The organism is Streptomyces sp. AcH 505, from assembly GCF_000818175.1.
GTDB lineage: Bacteria > Actinomycetota > Actinomycetes > Streptomycetales > Streptomycetaceae > Streptomyces.
Genome location: NZ_JTIY01000001.1, coordinates 661235 through 678125 on the forward strand (window position 1 = coordinate 661235; position 16891 = coordinate 678125).

16 protein-coding genes are annotated in these 16891 nt (G+C 69.5%); 5 read left to right on the top strand and 11 right to left on the bottom strand.

What is annotated here, in order from left to right; genetic code table 11:
• The 3 genes from HY68_RS03005 to HY68_RS03015 all read left to right on the top strand — a co-directional run.
• The coding region (locus HY68_RS03005; protein ID WP_063779610.1) for a carbohydrate ABC transporter permease at positions 1-783 on the top strand (783 nt) is incomplete at its 5' end.
• Positions 784-833: 50 nt separating this feature from the next.
• Positions 834-2219: a glycoside hydrolase family 5 protein gene (locus HY68_RS03010; RefSeq protein WP_052456998.1), complete on the top strand. Its 1386-nt coding sequence runs from the start codon at positions 834-836 to the stop codon at positions 2217-2219.
• Positions 2216-3307, top strand: a complete 1092-nt coding sequence (locus HY68_RS03015; RefSeq protein ID WP_041984112.1) for a mandelate racemase/muconate lactonizing enzyme family protein — start codon at positions 2216-2218, stop codon at positions 3305-3307. The genes HY68_RS03010 and HY68_RS03015 overlap by 4 nt, the downstream gene beginning before the upstream one ends.
• Positions 3308-3441: 134 nt before the next feature.
• Here the strand turns inward: HY68_RS03015 and mnmA are convergent, their stop codons facing one another.
• Positions 3442-4569: a tRNA 2-thiouridine(34) synthase MnmA gene (gene mnmA / locus HY68_RS03020; RefSeq protein WP_041984114.1), complete on the bottom strand. Its 1128-nt coding sequence runs from the start codon at positions 4567-4569 to the stop codon at positions 3442-3444.
• A gap of 61 nt (positions 4570-4630) precedes the next feature.
• Between mnmA and HY68_RS03025 the strand changes: the two genes are divergently transcribed.
• Positions 4631-5323 carry an N-acetylmuramoyl-L-alanine amidase gene (locus HY68_RS03025; protein WP_041984116.1) on the top strand — a complete coding sequence of 231 codons (693 nt, stop codon included), beginning with the start codon at positions 4631-4633 and terminating at the stop codon, positions 5321-5323.
• 24 nt (positions 5324-5347) lie between these two features.
• Here the strand turns inward: HY68_RS03025 and HY68_RS03030 are convergent, their stop codons facing one another.
• Entirely contained in the window at positions 5348-6511 is a 1164-nt protein-coding gene (locus HY68_RS03030; protein ID WP_041984119.1) for a cysteine desulfurase family protein, read from the bottom strand.
• Between the two features lie 106 nt (positions 6512-6617).
• Between HY68_RS03030 and HY68_RS03035 the strand changes: the two genes are divergently transcribed.
• The gene (locus tag HY68_RS03035; protein WP_041984121.1) at positions 6618-7460 is read left to right on the top strand and encodes an alpha/beta fold hydrolase; all 843 of its coding nucleotides are present in this window, start codon (positions 6618-6620) and stop codon (positions 7458-7460) included.
• 50 nt (positions 7461-7510) lie between these two features.
• Here HY68_RS03035 and HY68_RS03040 read toward each other — a convergent pair whose 3' ends face one another.
• The 9 genes from HY68_RS03040 to HY68_RS03080 all read right to left on the bottom strand — a co-directional run.
• Entirely contained in the window at positions 7511-8365 is an 855-nt protein-coding gene (locus HY68_RS03040) for a thioesterase family protein (protein WP_041984123.1), read from the bottom strand.
• Between the two features lie 38 nt (positions 8366-8403).
• Positions 8404-9063: a trimeric intracellular cation channel family protein gene (locus tag HY68_RS03045; protein WP_041984124.1), complete on the bottom strand. Its 660-nt coding sequence runs from the start codon at positions 9061-9063 to the stop codon at positions 8404-8406.
• Between the two features lie 40 nt (positions 9064-9103).
• Positions 9104-10303, bottom strand: a complete 1200-nt coding sequence (locus tag HY68_RS03050; RefSeq protein WP_041984125.1) for a dipeptide ABC transporter ATP-binding protein — start codon at positions 10301-10303, stop codon at positions 9104-9106.
• Positions 10300-11334 carry an ABC transporter ATP-binding protein gene (locus tag HY68_RS03055; protein WP_041984126.1) on the bottom strand — a complete coding sequence of 345 codons (1035 nt, stop codon included), beginning with the start codon at positions 11332-11334 and terminating at the stop codon, positions 10300-10302. The genes HY68_RS03050 and HY68_RS03055 overlap by 4 nt, the downstream gene beginning before the upstream one ends.
• Complete coding sequence (locus tag HY68_RS03060; protein ID WP_041984127.1) at positions 11331-12341, bottom strand: ABC transporter permease; 1011 nt, start codon at positions 12339-12341, stop codon at positions 11331-11333. The genes HY68_RS03055 and HY68_RS03060 overlap by 4 nt, the downstream gene beginning before the upstream one ends.
• 96 nt (positions 12342-12437) lie before the next feature.
• Positions 12438-14204: an ABC transporter substrate-binding protein gene (locus HY68_RS03065; protein ID WP_041984129.1), complete on the bottom strand. Its 1767-nt coding sequence runs from the start codon at positions 14202-14204 to the stop codon at positions 12438-12440.
• Between the two features lie 44 nt (positions 14205-14248).
• On the bottom strand, positions 14249-15244 hold the full coding sequence (locus HY68_RS03070; protein WP_041984131.1) for an ABC transporter permease: 996 nt from the start codon (positions 15242-15244) through the stop codon (positions 14249-14251).
• A gap of 362 nt (positions 15245-15606) precedes the next feature.
• Positions 15607-16398: an enhanced serine sensitivity protein SseB C-terminal domain-containing protein gene (locus tag HY68_RS03075; protein ID WP_041984133.1), complete on the bottom strand. Its 792-nt coding sequence runs from the start codon at positions 16396-16398 to the stop codon at positions 15607-15609.
• 176 nt (positions 16399-16574) lie between these two features.
• The coding region (locus HY68_RS03080) for an enhanced serine sensitivity protein SseB C-terminal domain-containing protein (RefSeq protein ID WP_041984136.1) at positions 16575-16891 on the bottom strand (317 nt) is incomplete at its 5' end.

A 16891-nucleotide genomic window follows, 5' to 3' on the forward strand; every position in this document is an offset into this window, starting at 1 on the left:
GCTTCGTCTGGCTGGCCGGTCATCATCGTGCCGGTCTACTACGTGGTGATCTCCAGCCTCCGCGCCCAGCAGGGGTTCTTCGCGACGAACCCGCTGGCGTTCCCCAGCCACATCACCTTCGACAACTACTCGCTGGTGCTGAACAGCGGCTTCGGCCGCTACTTCCTCAACAGCGTCGTCATCACGATCGCCGCCGTCGCCGTCACCGTCGTGCTGTCCCTCATGGCGGCATACGCGGTGGTGCGGGGCAACGGCCGGTTCGTCCGCTCGGCGTTCTCGGTCTTCCTGCTGGGGCTCGCGATCCCGGTGCACGCGACGATCATTCCGCTGTACTACATGATCACCAAGGTGCATCTGTACGACAGCCTGCTCGCGCTGATCCTCCCGTCCATCGGGTTCGCCATTCCGATCACCGTGCTGATCCTGGCGAACTTCATCCGGGACATCCCCAAGGAACTGTTCGAGTCGATGCGCATGGACGGCGCGAGCGATCTGCGGATCCTGCGCAGCCTCGTCATGCCGCTGGCCCGCCCGGCGATCGTGACGGTCGGCATCTACGACGGGCTGCACGTGTGGAACGGCTTCCTCTTCCCGCTGATCCTCACGCAGAGCCCGAACCAGCGGGTGCTGCCGATGGCGCTGTGGACGTTCCAGGGCGAGTTCACCGTGAACGTGCCGGCGATCCTCGCCGCCGTGGTGCTCTCCACGCTGCCCATGCTCGCCGCGTATCTGCTCGGGCGGCGCTATCTCGTACGCGGTCTGACGGCCGGCTTCAGCAAGTGACCAAGCCGGCTCCTCCCACCGGACACCTTCTTCCAGGAGTACGCACCACCATGAACAATGCATCCGTGATGATCCATGTCGAGGGCGGCCACCTCGCCACAGCGGCGGGGGATCCGGTCAGACTGCGCGGGGTCGGTCTCGGCGGGTGGATGAACATGGAGAACTTCATCACCGGCTACCCGGCGACCGAGGACCTCCAGCGCAAGGCGCTGCGCAAGGTACTCGGACAGGAGGCGTACGACGCCTTCTTCGACCGGTTCCTCGATGTCTTCTTCACCGACGCCGACGCCGCGCTGCTCGCGGAGGCGGGGATGAACTGCGTCCGGCTGCCCTTCAACTACCGGCACTTCGAGGACGACGACCGTCCGATGGAGCTGAAGGAGGCGGGCTTCGCGCTGCTGGACCGGGCAATCGACATCTGCGCGCGGCACGGTCTGTACGCCGTGCTCGACCTGCACGCGGCCCCCGGCTTCCACAACCAGCGCTGGCACAGCGACAATCCGACCCACCGGTCGTTCTTCTGGACCCACCGGCACTTCCAGGACCGGGTGGTGCATCTGTGGGAGGCGCTGGCCGACCGCTACAAGGACAATCCGTGGGTCGCGGGCTACAACCCGCTGAACGAGCCCGCCGATTCGGACGGCGAGGTCATCGGCCCGTTCTACGAGCGGCTGCACAAGGCGATCAGGGCCGTCGACCCCGGCCATGTCATCTTCCTGGACGGCAACCGGCACGCCACCGAGTTCGACCTGTTCAGCGACCCGTGGCCGAACACCGTGTACACGGTGCACGACTACGCGCTCTCCGGCTTCGCCGACAGCGGCGAGTACCCCGGGGTCTCGCGGGGCCAGTACGTGGACCGGGGCTATCTGGAGAGCAGGTTCCTCAAGCGCTCCGAGTACATGCGCTCCACCGGAACCCCCATCTGGGTGGGCGAGTTCGGCCCGGTCTACTCCGGCGACCCGGTGCGTGACGCGCACCGCTACCGGACGCTCGCCGACCAGCTGGAGATATACGACGAGCACGGCGCCGGCTGGAGCCTGTGGACGTACAAGGACATCGGGCTGCAGGGCGTGACCCATCTGCCCCCGGACTCGCCCTACTTGGCGCGGATCTCCGGGGTGCTGGAGAAGAAGGCCCGGCTCGGGGTCGACGTGTGGGGCGGGGTCGACACGGGCGTACGGCACATCCTCGACCCGCTGGAGGCCACGGTCGCCGAGGAGTTCCCCGACTTCGACCCGCTGCCCTTCGGACCGCAGCAGTGGATCCATGTGCTGGTACGCCACATCCTGCTCGCCGAGCCGATGGTCGACGACTACGCGCGCTGCTTCGCGGGGCTCGACGCCGACCAGATGCGGGCGCTGGCCGACTGCTTCGCCGTGGACAGATGCACCGTCCGCTCGCCGCTCGTCGACGTCCTGCGGGAGCACCTGTGAGGATCACCGGCGTCGAGACACTGCTGCGGGGCCCGCTCGCGCTGGTGCGCGTACGGACCGACGAGGGCCTGGAGGGCATCGGCCAGTGCGCGCCGTACGAGGCGGCGAACACCGTGCGCGTCCTGCACTCGATGGTGGCGCCGCTGTTCCTCGGTCGCGACCCGTGGGACGTGGAGGCCCTGGCCGACACGTGTCTGCGGACCCACTACAAGTTCCCCAGCAGCTTTCTGCACCGGGCGCTCGCCGGTGTCGAGACGGCCCTGTGGGACATCCTCGGCAAGGCGGCGGGCCGGCCGGTCAGCAAGCTGCTCGGCGGCCACGCCAGGGACACCGTGCCGATGTACGCGTCCAGCATGCGGCGCGACATCAGCCCGGAGGCGGAGGCCGAACGGCTCGCCTCGTTCGTCGCCGGGCAGGGGTTCCGCGCCGTCAAGATCCGGGTGGGCGAGGCGATGGGCCGGGACACCGACGCGGCGCCGGGACGTACCGAACGGATCGTCCCGCTGACCCGTCAGGTGCTGGGCGACGGGGTCGACCTGTCGGCCGACGCCAACGGCGGCTTCTCGGTGGGCCGGGCGATCCGGGTCGGCCGGATGCTGGAGGAGTACGGCTACTTCCACTACGAGGAGCCGGTCCCGTTCGCCGAGATCGAGCAGAGCGCACGGGTGGCCGCAGCGCTGGACATCCCGGTCTCCGGTGGTGAACAGGACCTGTCGATACCGCAGTTCAACCGGATGATCGGCGGCGGCGCGGTGGACATCGTGCAGCCGGACATCGGCTACATCGGCGGTGTCTCGCGGGCCCGCAAGGTCGCCGTACTGGCGGAGGCCGCCGGCATCCCCTGCACGCCGCACTGCGCCAACGACTCGCTGCTGCAGGTGTTCTCGCTGCATCTGGCGGTCGCGATGCCGTCCTGCTCGCAGTACCAGGAGTGGAGCGTCGAGACCACTCCGTGGTCCGAGGGCGTCTACGAGCCGATGCTGCGGGTGACGGACGGTCAGGTCGCGGCACCGACCGCGCCCGGCTGGGGAGTTGAGCTGGTGCCGTCGTTCGTGCGCGAGGCGGTCAGCGAGACGTCGGGCGTCTGACCGCGCGTACCTCTTGTGCCGGACCTGTTGTGACCGGGGCGCCCCCGCCGCGGACCTCTCGCGGCCGGGGCGCCCCGCAGCGGTGAGCGGCCCCGATCCGGCCCTGTCGGCTCCGGCGGTCCCGGCGGTCCCGGTCAGCCGGCCAGGGCCGTCTTCCGCCGGACCGTCGTCGCGATCGTCGCCGAGCCGACCACGCGCGTGCCGTCGTACAGCACCACGGCCTGGCCGGGCGCCACGCCCCGTACCGGCTCCTCGAACGTGACCCGCAGGGTGCCGTCCACCAGCTCCGCCGTCACCGGCGTCTCGCCGCCGTGGGCCCGCAACTGGGCCGTGTACGCGGCGGATCCGGCCGGCGCCGTGCCGCACCAGCGGGGCTTGACCGCCGTCAGCTCCAGAACGTCGAGGGCGTCGGCGGGGCCGACCGTCACGGTGTTGTCGACGGGCGAGATGTCCAGCACGTAGCGCGGCTTGCCGTCGGCGGCCGGGTGGCCGATGCGCAGCCCCTTGCGCTGGCCGATGGTGAAGCCGAAGGCGCCGTCGTGGCTGCCGAGCTTCGTCCCCGCCTCGTCCACGATGTCGCCCTCCGCCGCGCCGAGGCGCTTGGCGAGGAAGCCCTGGGTGTCGCCGTCGGCGATGAAGCAGATGTCGTGGCTGTCCGGCTTCTTCGCGACGGCGAGACCGCGCCGCTGCGCCTCTTCGCGGATCTCGCCCTTGGTGGTGAGGGTGTCCCCGAGCGGGAACATGGCGTGGGCGAGCTGCCGCTCGTCCAGGACACCGAGCACGTACGACTGGTCCTTGGCCATGTCGCTCGCGCGGTGCAGCTCACGCGCGCCGTCGGCCCCCGTGACGACCGTCGCGTAGTGGCCCGTGCACACGGCGTCGAAGCCGAGGGCGAGCGCCTTGTCCAGCAGCGCGGCGAACTTGATCTTCTCGTTGCAGCGCAGACAGGGGTTGGGCGTGCGGCCCGCCTCGTACTCGGCGACGAAGTCGTCCACGACGTCCTCGCGGAAGCGTTCGGCGAGGTCCCAGACGTAGAAGGGGATACCGATGACGTCCGCCGCGCGGCGCGCGTCGCGGGAGTCCTCGATGGTGCAGCAGCCGCGCGCTCCGGTGCGGAACGACTGCGGATTCGCCGAGAGGGCCAGGTGTACGCCGGTCACGTCGTGCCCCGCCTCGGCGGCGCGGGCGGCGGCGACGGCGGAGTCCACGCCGCCCGACATCGCGGCCAGGACACGGAGGGGGCGCTGGGGATTCTGAGTCATAGCCTCACCAGAGTACGGCCCGGCGGGAACCACAGTCGCGCGAGTATGCGTTGACGACCATATGGGCGAGAAGACGAGCGGCGAAGCCGCAGGTGAGCACCGGATCGGCAGGCGCGGTCTGCTGATCGGCGGCGGGCTCGCCGTGCTGGGCGGGGCCGGTCTGGCGCGGGAGCAGCTGACCCGCGCCTGGTGGCGGTCGCCGCTCGCCGAGAAGCCGCGCACCCCGGGTGAGCTGGATTTCGCGGGCGCCCAGTGGGTCTCCGCCTCCCCGGCGAACTACCGGCGGGCCGACCGCCCCGCCGACTACACCGTCGACCGCGTGGTGATCCATGTGGTGCAGGGCAGCTACGCGGTCGCGCTGAAGGTGTTCAAGGACCCGGCGCACGCGGCGGCTGCGCACTACGTGGTGCGCAAGGACGGCCATGTGGCGCAGATGATCCGCGAGCTGGACGTCGCGTTCCACGCGGGGAACCGCTCGTACAACGAGCGCAGCATAGGGATCGAGCACGAGGGCTGGGTGGACCGGCCGACGTCGTTCACGGACGCGATGTACCGCTCGTCGGCCCGGCTGACCGCGGACATCTGCAAGCGGTACGGGATACCCGTCGACCGTAAGCACATCATCGGCCATGTCGAGGTCCCCGGCACTGATCACACCGATCCCGGCCGGTACTGGGACTGGAGCCGCTATCTGAAGCTGGTGCGCGAGGCGGCCGCGCCGCCCCCGCCGAGGCGGATCTCCGCCGCGAGCTGAACCCGTGAGCCGGACCGAGGGGGCTCAGCTCAGGCCGGCGCTGCGGGCGCGCTCGACCGCCGGGCCGATCGCCGCCGCCACGGCTTCGACGTCCGCCCTGGTCGAGGTGTGGCCGAGCGAGAAGCGCAGGGTGCCCCTGGCCAGCTCCGGGTCGCTGCCGGTGGCCAGCAGGACATGGCTGGGCTGGGCGATGCCCGCCGTGCAGGCCGAGCCGGTCGAGCACTCGATGCCCTGGGCGTCCAGCAGCAGCAGGAGCGAGTCGCCCTCGCAGCCGGGGAAGCTGAAGTGGGCGTTGGCGGGCAGCCGGTTGTCCGGGTCGCCGCCGAGCACCGCGTCGGGGACCGCCTTGTGCACGGCGTCGATCAGCTCGTCCCGCAGCGCGCCGATGTCCCGCGCGAAGCCCTCGCGGCCCGCCGTGGCCGCCCGCGCCGCGACGGCGAAGGACGCGACGGCGGGGACGTCCAGGGTGCCGGAGCGCACCTGGCGCTCCTGGCCGCCGCCGTGCAGGACCGGTACGGGGGTGTACTCGCGGCCGAGGAGCAGCGCGCCGATGCCGTACGGGCCGCCGATCTTGTGGCCGGACACCGTCATCGCCGCGAGTCCCGAGCGGCCGAAGTCCAGCTCGGTCTGGCCGACGGCCTGGACTGCGTCCGAGTGCAGCGGGATGCTGAACTCCCTGGCCACCTCGGCCAGTTCGGGGACGGGGAGGATGGTGCCGATCTCGTTGTTGGCCCACATCACGGTCGCGAGGGCGACATCGGCCGGATTGCGCTCGATCGCCTCGCGCAGGGTCTGCGGATCGACCCTGCCGTACTTGTCGACGGCCAGGTACTCCACGGTCGCGCCCTCGTGCTCACCGAGCCAGTCGACGGTGTCGAGGACCGCGTGGTGCTCCACGGGACTGGCGAGCACCCGGGTCCTGGCCGGGTCGGCGTCTCTGCGCGCCCAGTACAGCCCCTTCACCGCCAGGTTGTCGGCCTCCGTGCCGCCCGAGGTGAAGACCACCTCGCTCGGCCGTGCGCCAAGGGCCTCGGCGAGTGTCTCGCGGGCCTCCTCGACGGTACGGCGGGCCCTGCGGCCGGCGGCGTGGAGCGATGACGCGTTGCCGGCGAAGCCGAACTGGGCGGTCATCGCCTCGATCGCCTCCGGCAGCATCGGAGTGGTCGCGGCGTGGTCGAGGTAAGCCATGGTGCGCTCGATTCTACGAGCCGTCGAAGGACGTTGGCGCATCCGGGCCTCCCCGGCGGGGTGAACGGCTTGTCGGGACCAGACAGGAGTGATTAGCGTTACGGTCATGACGGAGTGGATTCTCGATCGTACGTTCCGCGGTTCGTCGGGCGACGTGCGCTGGGCCGCGCTCGGGCCTGCGGGCCGGGCGCCGGTCGTCCTGCTGCACGGGACGCCCTTCTCGTCGTACGTCTGGCGGGGGGTCGCCCGCGCCCTCGCGCAGGAACACCAGGTCTTCGTCTGGGACATGCCGGGCTTCGGCGCCTCGGAGCGCGGCGCGGGCCAGGACGTGTCCCTGCGGGCGCAGGCGCTGGTGCTCACCGAACTGCTCGACCACTGGGGGCTGGCCGGAGGGACCGCGGGACCGCAGGTCGTCGCCCATGACGTCGGCGGGTGTGTGGCCCTGCGCGCCCGGCTGCTGCACGGCGCCCGCTACCGGAGCCTCGCCCTGGTCGACCCGGTGGCGCTGGCGCCCTGGGGCTCCCCCGCCTACCGGCTGCTCGGCCGGCACGGCGAGGTCTTCAACCAGCTGCCGACGAGCCTGCACCGGGCGCTGGTACGCGAGTACGTGTCGTCGGCGAGCCACCAGGGGCTGCCGCCCGAGGTGCTCGACCGGCTGGTGGAGCCGTGGTGCGGGGAGGTCGGGCAGCCCGCGTTCTACCGGCAGATCGAGCAGAACGACCAGCGGTTCACCGACGAGATCCAGGGCCGCTACGGCGAACTCGACCTGCCGGTGCTGATCTGCTGGGGCGCCGAGGACAGCTGGATCCCGCCGGCCAAGGGCCAGGAGCTGGCCGCGCTGATCCCGGGCGCCGAGCTGCGGCTGATCCCGGACGCCGGACACCTCGTACAGGAAGACGCCCCTGCCGCCCTCACCGCGGCCCTCGGCCGCCATCTGCGGACCGGCTAGGGCCGTACACGGGGGCGTCCGGCGACACCGCGCGCAGGGGAGCGTCCGGCTCAGCCGCGCGGGGCGCGGGCCAGTTGGCGGGACTGGGCGACGAGGCGGTCCGCGCTGTCCCAGACCTCCGCGTCCTCCTCCATGAAGCCGCCGGCCAGATTGCGGGTGGCGATGGCGACCCGCAGCGGTCCGGGCGCGGGGCGGCAGCGGATGTGGACGGTCAGCTCGACGGTCGGGGTCCAGCCGCTGAGCCCCAGGTCGAAGGCGGTGGGCGGCAGCGCGTCCACGGTCAGCAGCAGCGAGAGTGGATCGGCGTCCCTGCCGTCGGCGAGCCCGAACCAGCCGCGCATCTCACCGGCGCCGGACGGCCGGCCCACGGCCCAGCCCGAGGTGGCGGGGTCGGCCCTGACGGTCAGCCGGTCCAGCAGCGAGGCGTCGCCCACGAAGAGCGACCCGGCGTCCGAACCGTCCAGGCACTGCTCGTACGGCGGGATCTGCGGCGGCTTCGCCGTGGTCCGCACGTCGTCGGGGAGGGCGTCCAGGTCGCCGTAGGAGGCGAGCACCCGGATCCGTTCGACCTCGGTGCCGTCCTGCGCGTACTGCAGGACCGACGCCTGGCCGGTGGAGAGCGTGCGTCCGGCCCGTACCGTCTCGCTGCGCACGACCGCGGGTCCCGGCTGGGACGCGGTCAAGTAGTGCGCGGTGACCGTGAACGGATCGGGGTGCGGCAGTACGTCGGCGAGCGCGCGGCAGGCGACGGCCAGCAGATAGCCGCCGTTGACGGCGCGCACGATGGTCCAGCCCGCCGAGAGCTCCGTGTCATGGACGCCCGGCTCCCCCGGGCGTGGGGTGACGGCGGTGTCCCGGTCGAACTCGCTGTCGCCGATGGTCGCCTGTCCCGAGTGATCTGCCATGGGAGGAACGGTACAACAGCTGATTAGCGAGCGCTTGCTTACCCCTCTTCGGCCGCTTCCGAGCGGCGGTTCCAGGCGCGCGGCGCCCGCCAGTGGAAGCGCATCGCGAGCAGCCGGAGCGCGAAGGCGGCGAGCACGGCCAGCGTCCCGGTCAGCCCGTTCAGCGCGTCCTCGCGGATGCAGACGGCGGCGAGCACGGCCCCGACGACGGCGGGCACGGCGTACAGATCGCGGTCCCAGCGCAGCAGGGACGGCACCTCGTTGGCGAGTATGTCGCGCAGTACACCGCCGCCGACCGCGGTGACCAGGCCGAGCACGGCGGAAGCGGTGAGGCCGAGGCCGTACTCGTACGCCTTGGTGGTGCCGGTGACGCAGAAGAGGCCGAGCCCGGCCGCGTCGAAGACATTGACCGCGCCCTGGATCCGCTCGACCTGGGGGTGCAGGAAGAAGACCAGGAGGGTGGCGACCAGCGGCATCGAGAAGTAGCCGAGATCGGTGAAGGCGGCGGGCGGCACGGCGCCGATCATCAGGTCGCGGAAGAGTCCGCCGCCGAGCCCGGTGGTCTCGGCGAGCACGGCGATGCCGAAGACGTCGAAGTTCTTACGGACGGCGAGCAGGGCACCGGAGATCGCGAAGACGAAGATGCCGACGAGATCGAGGGTGTGCTGGACGGAGGGGGCGAACAGTTCGGGGAGCACCGGACAATTGTGCAGTCCGGTGCTCCCCGTTCCCGCTCCGCTACTTGGCCTCGGGCGCTTCGGGCGTCTCGTCCGCCGCGGCTGCCGGGGCCGCCGGGGCCGCCGGGGATTCCGGCTTCGCCAGGGACGGCTTCGGCCCGGGAGCCGACAGCGTCACCGACTCGACCGATTCCTGCGGCTGCTGGTCCGGCGCGTTCTCCGGGTGGTGGCAGGCCGTCTGGTGTCCCGGCGCGAGCTGGATCAGCGGCGGCTCGGTCGTCTTGCAGATCTCCGTCGCCTTCCAGCACCGCGTGTGGAAGCGGCAGCCGCTCGGCGGCGAGATCGGCGACGGCACGTCGCCGGTGATCAGGATCCGGTCGCTCTTGGCGTTGCGCCGCTTCGGGTCCGGCACCGGCACCGCGGAGAGCAGCGCCTTGGTGTACGGGTGCATCGGCGTCGAGTACAGCGAGGCGCGGTCGGCCAGTTCGACGATCTTGCCGAGGTACATCACGGCGATCCGGTCCGAGACATGGCGGATGACCGACAGGTCGTGCGCAATGATCACGTACGTGAGGCCGAGTTCGCTCTGCAGGTCGTCCAGCAGGTTCACCACCTGCGCCTGGATCGACACGTCCAGCGCGGAGACCGGCTCGTCGGCGACGACGAGCTTCGGGTTCAGGGCGAGCGCGCGGGCGATGCCGATGCGCTGGCGCTGACCGCCGGAGAACTCGTGCGGGTAGCGGTTGTAGTGCTCGGGGTTGAGGCCGACCAGTTCGAGCAGCCGCTGGACCTCCTTCTTCACCCCGCCCTGCGGATCGACCTTCTGCAGCCGGAAGGGGGTGCCGATGATGCCGCCGACGGTGTGCCGCGGGTTCAGCGAGCCGTACGGGTCCTGGAAGATCATCTGAACGTCGCGCCGCATCGGCCGCATCTTGCCCGTGGACAGGTGCGTGATGTCCCTGCCCTCGAACTCGACCTTGCCGCCGGTCGGTTCGAGCAGCCGCGTGATCAGCCGGCCCATGGTCGACTTGCCGCAGCCGGACTCGCCGACGACGCCGAGGGTCTCCCCGGGGCGTACGTCGAAGGACAGGCCGTCCACGGCCTGGACCGCGCCCACCTTGCGCTTGAGCACACCCTTGGTGATCGGGAAGTGCTTGACCAGGCCCGTGACCTTGAGGAGCGGCTCAGGCCCGGAACCGCCAGCCGACCGCTCCGCAGGCTGGTGCGGAACCTTCTTGGTCTGTTCGGTCTGATCAGTCACAGCTTCGGCGCAATCTCTTCGGTCCAGATCTTTTCCCGCTCCGCCTTCGTCATGTGGCAGGCGGAGAAGTGCCCGTCGGTGATCTCCCGCAGCTCCGGACGCTCGATGCGGGTGATGTTGTCCTTGGGTACGTCGGCGTACGGGCAGCGCGGATGGAAGGCGCAGCCACTCGGGACGTTGATCAGGCTGGGCGGGGTCCCCTTGACCGGGATGAGACGGTCGGTCTGCTCCCGGTCGATACGGGGCATCGAACCCAGCAGGCCCCAGGTGTAGGGGTGCTGGGGCTGGTAGAAGACCTTCTCGGCCGAACCGCGCTCGATGCACCGGCCCGCGTACATCACCAGCAGCTTGTCGGCGATCTCGGCGACGACGCCGAGGTCGTGGGTGATGATGACGACCGCGGAGCCGAACTCCTTCTGCAGATCGCGGATGAGGTCGAGGATCTGCGCCTGGACGGTGACGTCGAGGGCGGTCGTCGGCTCGTCGGCGATGAGCAGCTGGGGGTTGTTGACCAGGGACATCGCGATCATGGCGCGCTGGCGCATACCGCCGGAGAACTGGTGCGGGTAGTCGTCGTAGCGCCGGGCCGGCTCGGGGATGCCGACCCGGTCGAGCATCTCGATCGCCCGCTTCTTCGCGGTCTTCTTGTCCACCTTGTTGTGGACGCGGTACGCCTCGACGATCTGCGCGCCGATGCTGTAGTAGGGGTGCAGCGCGGACAGCGGATCCTGGAAGATCATCGCCATCTTCTGGCCGCGCAGGGCGCGCACCCGCTCGCGGCCCGCGCCGATCAGCTCCTCGCCGTCGAGCCAGATCTCACCGGAGATCCGGGCCCGGTCCGAGGTGTGCAGACCCATGATCCCGAGGGACGTCACGGACTTGCCCGAACCGGACTCACCGACGATGCCGAGGGTCTCGCCGGCCTTCAGATCGAAGCTGACGCCGTCGACGGACTTGACCAGGCCGTCGTCGGTGTCGAAGTGGATCTTGAGGTCCCGTACCGAGAGGAACTCCTTGTGCGCGTCGCTCATGAGAGCCTCACCCGGGGGTCGATCGCGGCGTACACGAGGTCCACCAGCAGATTGCAGAGAACGATGAAGAAGGCGGCGACCAGGGTCACACCCATGACCTTGGGCAGGTCGGCGCTTCTGACGCCGTTGATGGCGTAGGCGCCGAGCCCCTGGAAGGAGAAGACGTTCTCGGTGATGACGGCGCCGCCGATGAGCAGCGCGAAGTCCATGCCGAAGATGGTGATGAGCGGGGTGAGCGCGGCGCGCAGGCCGTGCTTGACGACCACACTCCGCTCCCGCAGACCCTTGGCCCGCGCGGTGCGGATGTAGTCCTCGCTCATCGTCTCCAGCATCCCGGCGCGGGTGAGCCGCGCGTAGAGAGCCGAATAGAGGAAGGCGAGCGTGCACCAGGGCAGGATCAGGGACAGGAACCACTGGCCAGGATCGTCGGCGAACGGGATGTAACCGCTGTTCGGGAAGATCGTCCAGTGGAAGCTGAACAGGGCCAGCGAGACCAGGCCGGTGAAGAACATCGGCAGGGAGACGCCGGCGAGGGCGATGGTCATCGCGAGCCGGTCGAAGACCGAGCCCGGCTTGAGGGCCGAGAGCACACCGGTGGCGACACCGGAGAGCACCCAGATGACAGCCGCGCCGACGGCCAGCGAGAGCGTGACCGGGATACGCGAGGTCAGCTCGGGCCAGACCGCCACGTGGGACTTGAAGGAGTAGCCGAAGCAGGGGGCGTTGCAGCTGACCGGGTCGGGGCCGAAGTTGTAGTTGGCGCCGACCACGATGCCCTTGATGAAGTGCCAGTACTGCTCGTAGAGCGGGAGGTCGAGCCCCAGGTTCTTCTTGACCGCGCGAATGACGTCGGGGTCGGGGCTCTTGCCCACGTACTGGGCGGCCATCGAGTCGGTCGTCTGACCACCGAGCCGGGGCACGAGGAAGAAGATCGCGAATGTGACTGCGCTGACCACCAGCAGCAGCAACACCGCGGCGAAGACGCGTCGGATGATGTACGCAGCCACAGCCGTGCGGCGCCGGGTCGGTCCAGCGGATTACGCCAGACCGACCCGACGCCTTCACCTGCCTTTCAGGGGGGTGCTGTCGATTGACAGGTGTAACTACTTGCTAGAGCTCATCAGCACGTAGTCGTACATGCCGAGGTACGCGTCGGTCACCGTGACGTTGGTCGCGGAGGCCGGACGGTAGAGCAGGTTCTTGCGGTAGAAGAGCGGGACGACCGAGGCGTTCTCCATGACCTGCTGGTCGATGGCGCCCCACGCGGCGTTGCGCTCCGTGGTGTCGACCGTGCCGATGGCCTTGACCAGGGCGGCATTGATCTTCGGGTCGTTCAGCTCCATCAGGTTCGTGCCACCCGACGGCTTGATCGCCGTACCGTCCACGATCTGGTCGAGGAAGCCGTAGCCGGTCGGCCAGTCGGCACCCCACGCCATCATCATCATGCCGGCGTTGTTCTTGTGCACCCAGGCGGGGACACCAGCGAAGTCCGTGAAGTACTTGTCAGCCGGGAACGTCTTGATGTTCGCGGTGATGTTGATCTTCTTCAGGCTCTGCTGGAGCTGCGTGGCGGCGGTGACCTCGTCGGGACGGTCGGAGCGCGCGGTCAGCGTGGTGGTGAAGCCGTTGGGCTTACCGCAGGCGGCCAGCGCGGCCTTCGCCTTGGCGACGTCGCCCTTGTTGCCGGCCGACGGGTACAGGTCGAACTTCTTGTAACCGGCGACGCTCGGCGGGATCACCGTGGTCGCGGGGTCACCCTTGACCGAGCCACCGATGGAGTCGACCATGCCGGCCTTGTCGGTGACGTACTGGACGGCCTTGCGGCAGTCGATGTTGTCGAACGGCTTCACGTTGACGTTCAGCGCCAGGTACTGCAGCGCGCCCGCGTACGGGTTGTCCGTCTTCGCCTTCTCCGCCGGCTTCACCAGGACCTTGGGCTGCGTCTTCGACTGCAGACCGGTACCGGCGATGTCAGCGGTGATCGAGTCGTTCAGCAGGTGATCGTCGACCGTGGTCGCGTTCACGTTGAGCTTCAGGACGATCTTGTCCGGCAGAGCCTTGCGGATCGGGTCCGTCTTCGGGTCCCACTCCGGGTTGCGGACGAGCGTCGCGCCGCTGCTCTCGCTGTAGTTCGTGACCTTGTACGGGCCCGAAGAAACGATGTGCTGGACGTACGAGGCGCCGGTGTCCTTCTTCTGCGGCACCGGGGCCGTCTGCGAGAACGCCGCCAGGTAGTCCATGTCGGCGAACGGCTTGTTCAGGTGGAAGACGATCGTCGAGTCGTCCGGGGTCTCGATGGACTTGAGACCGTCGGGGCTCTTGTCCTTGTACGGACCCTTGTACTTGTCGCCGCCCTCAAGGTAGGCCTTGAAGTACGTCGGACCGTTGGACAGGGCCTCGGGCGCGAAGTTGCTGCGCTCGATGGCGTACTTGACGTCCTTGGACGTGATGACCGTGCCGTCGTCGAACTTCACGCCCTTGCGGAGCGTGTACGTCCAGGTCTTCGCGTCCGGGCTCGCCTTGCCGAGACCTGTCGCCAGGTCGGGGACTATCTTCAGGCTGTCCTTGCCCGGGGCCGGGTTGAAGGTGACCAGCGAACGCCCGTACAGACGGGAGAAGTTCTGGACCCAGCCGTAGTACGTGTTGCCGGGGTCGAGGGAGTCGGGACCACTGGAGTGCTCGTAGGTGACCGTCCCCCCCTTCTTGTCCGACTTGTTGACGATGCTGGTCAGACCGGCGTCGGTCTTGGCGGTGCCGCCGCCACCGCTGCCGCTGTTGTTGTCGCCGGAGTCACTGCTGCTGCACGCAGAAGCGCCCAGCGCGAGCGCTACCGCCGCGGCGATAGCCGCCGCCGTCTTTCTGCTGTTCATCCTGAGGAAAGCCCCCTCGGTTGTCCGGTGCGGCATGGCCGCGATTACTTGCCACGGGGGTCGAGTGCGTCACGCAGCCCGTCCCCCAGCAGATTGAAGGCCAGCACGGTGATGAAGATCGCCAGCCCGGGAATGACCATGAACATCGGATCGACCTGGTAGAGGTCCACCGCCTGGGTGAGCATGCCGCCCCATGAAGCCTGCGGCGGTTCGATGCCGACGCTGAGGAAGCTCAGCGAGGCCTCGAAGAGGATGTTCGTGGGAATCAGCAGCGTCGAGTACACGAGGATCGGCGCGACAAGGTTCGGCAGCAGTTCCCGGAACAGGATGAAGGGTCCGCGGGCGCCCAGCGATCTGGACGCCTCGACGAACTCGCGCTCACGCAGCGAGAGCGTCTGGGCGCGGACGATACGGCCGATGTACGGCCAGTTGAAGAAGCCGATCACGAAGATCAGCACCGCGATCCGCAGCGTCAGGCCGCTCAGTCCGAAGGCGCTGCCCTGGAGCGAGGCCGAGATGGAGATCGCGAAGAGCAGCAGGGGGAAAGCCAGGAAGGTGTCCATCAGCCTGCTGATGGCGCTGTCGACCCAACCGCCGTAGAAGCCGGCCACCACACCCATCACGACGCCGATGACGACGGACAGCAGGGTGGATCCCGCGGCGACCACCAGCGAGACCCAGGAGCCCTCGATGATCCGGGCCAGGATGTCCCGGCCGGTCTGCGGCTCGACGCCGAGCGGGTGGTCCCAGCTGATGCCGCCGAAACTGCCCTTGGGCGCCAGCAGGGTGGGATCGACCAGGCTCTGGTTGAAGGAGTTCGGGTCGAGACCGAACACCGACTGGATCGGCTTGGACAGCACGGCGACGAGGATCAGCAGGATCACGATGACGCCGCCGGTCAGGGCGACCTTGTCCCGTTTGAAGCGCGTCCAGGCGATCCGGCCGAGCGAACGGCCCTCGATCTGCTTCCCGGCGCCCTCCAGGACCGCTTCCGGCTGCACTGTCGCCGCCGACCCGGTGGTCTCGATAGGTGCCGTCATTGCGCTGGAGACCCCTCTCGGCCGACGGTGGCCGGCCCATGACCGCCGCTGTAGCGGCTCTTACACATCACTGGTAGGCGTGGTCCGCCGGTGGATCGGAAGCTGCTGCTGTGAGCGCCTCGGACACAGGGCCGGACCACGTGCTGCACGGAGTCTTCTGCCACTTTGCGATCACCCGCCAGCCCTGACGGGGAATGGTGACTCAACCGTGATGCGCTGAGAGGGTTTCCGTTATCCGAACACGGGCATCGCCTCAGCGGACCAACTCGGTCACTATTCCCCCATATTGGACATGGGGCCGATAGGCCTCAAGCCAGGTCAAAGTGGGGGTGTTCGCGAACTCCGGAAAATAGTATGACTGCTCAGTAGGGGCGCGGCGCGGGCGGGGGGTACCCGTATCCGGTGGCCGGTGCTCCGGCGTGCGCGTCCCGGTCGTAGAAGGGCCGGGAGTTGGCGCGCAGCCACATCGTGACCGGGTCGTACTCGTCCGACATCGCGACCGTCGAGACCGGCAGCCCGTCCGGGACGGCGGCGACGGACTGCTGCATCATCGTCCGGACGGCGCCGACCGACGCCGGGCTCGTGTCGTAGAGATCGAGCCCGATGGTCAGGTACGGGGAGCCGAGCGCCGGCTGCACCCAGGCGCGGCGCAGCGAGCGGACCGCGGGCGTGCGGTGCGCGTTCTGCGTGAGCAGCGCGTAGAACTGCGGCAGTTCGACGGCGGGCTCGGAGAGCCGCAGCGGTCCCGCCGGCATCCGGTCGAGCCCGGTGGCGATCCGGCGCAGATCCAGCCAGGGGATCCCGACACCGCCGCCGGGGGCGTGCGGGTTGAGCCAGATCCCCCAGCGGTCGGGGTAGAGGGCGCGGGCGATGTCACGGCCCGTGACCACTTCGTGCGCCCGGGTCCAGCCGCTGACGGAGAGCTCCTGGGCGGAGGTGACGCAGGGCGCGTAGCCGAGGCCGTCCACTTCCATGTTCCCGTACTGGGCGTCGGGGGAGCCCGCCTGGCCGTGCCAGAGCAGCATCCACACCTGGCCCGTCGTGCCGTCGGCGAGAGCCTGGAGCAGCGCCTCGTACGCGTCGTACCGTCCGGGCGTCACCTGGCGCAGCATCTGCTCCACCTGCCCGGCCGCCGCGGTGCCTGACGCGCTCACTCCTGGTCCCGCCCCTCGTCGATCCGGCCCTGCTCCCCCGCCATCAAACCAGCTTAGGGGGCGGTACTGACACAGACTTGACGGCGGGTGTGTGCTGCGCATAAGCGGCGCGCCGGGGCCCGCAGGATGCGTACATGTACCCGTCGCCCCGTCAGTTCCCCGCGGGTGCAGGGGAATCAGTGCGGATGGATCCGTTGGTAGAAGGGCCGCACCCGCTCCAGCATCCAGTCGGCGACCGGATCGCCCTGCGCCACGTCGAGCAGGATCAGACTGACCTGCCAGCCGACCTGGACCCGGCCGAGCGCCCGGCCGAGCGCGTCCATGGGCACCTCGCGGTCCACGGCCTCCCACGAGGAGAGCTGTACGCCGACGAAGAGCTGCGGCGCGCCTCCCTCGACGCTGGCGAGGGTGCGGCGGGCGGACAGGACGAGCCCGGACGCCTCGAACTCCCCGGCGGCGGCGGCGAGGAAGTCGACGGGCTCCTCCTGCCAGT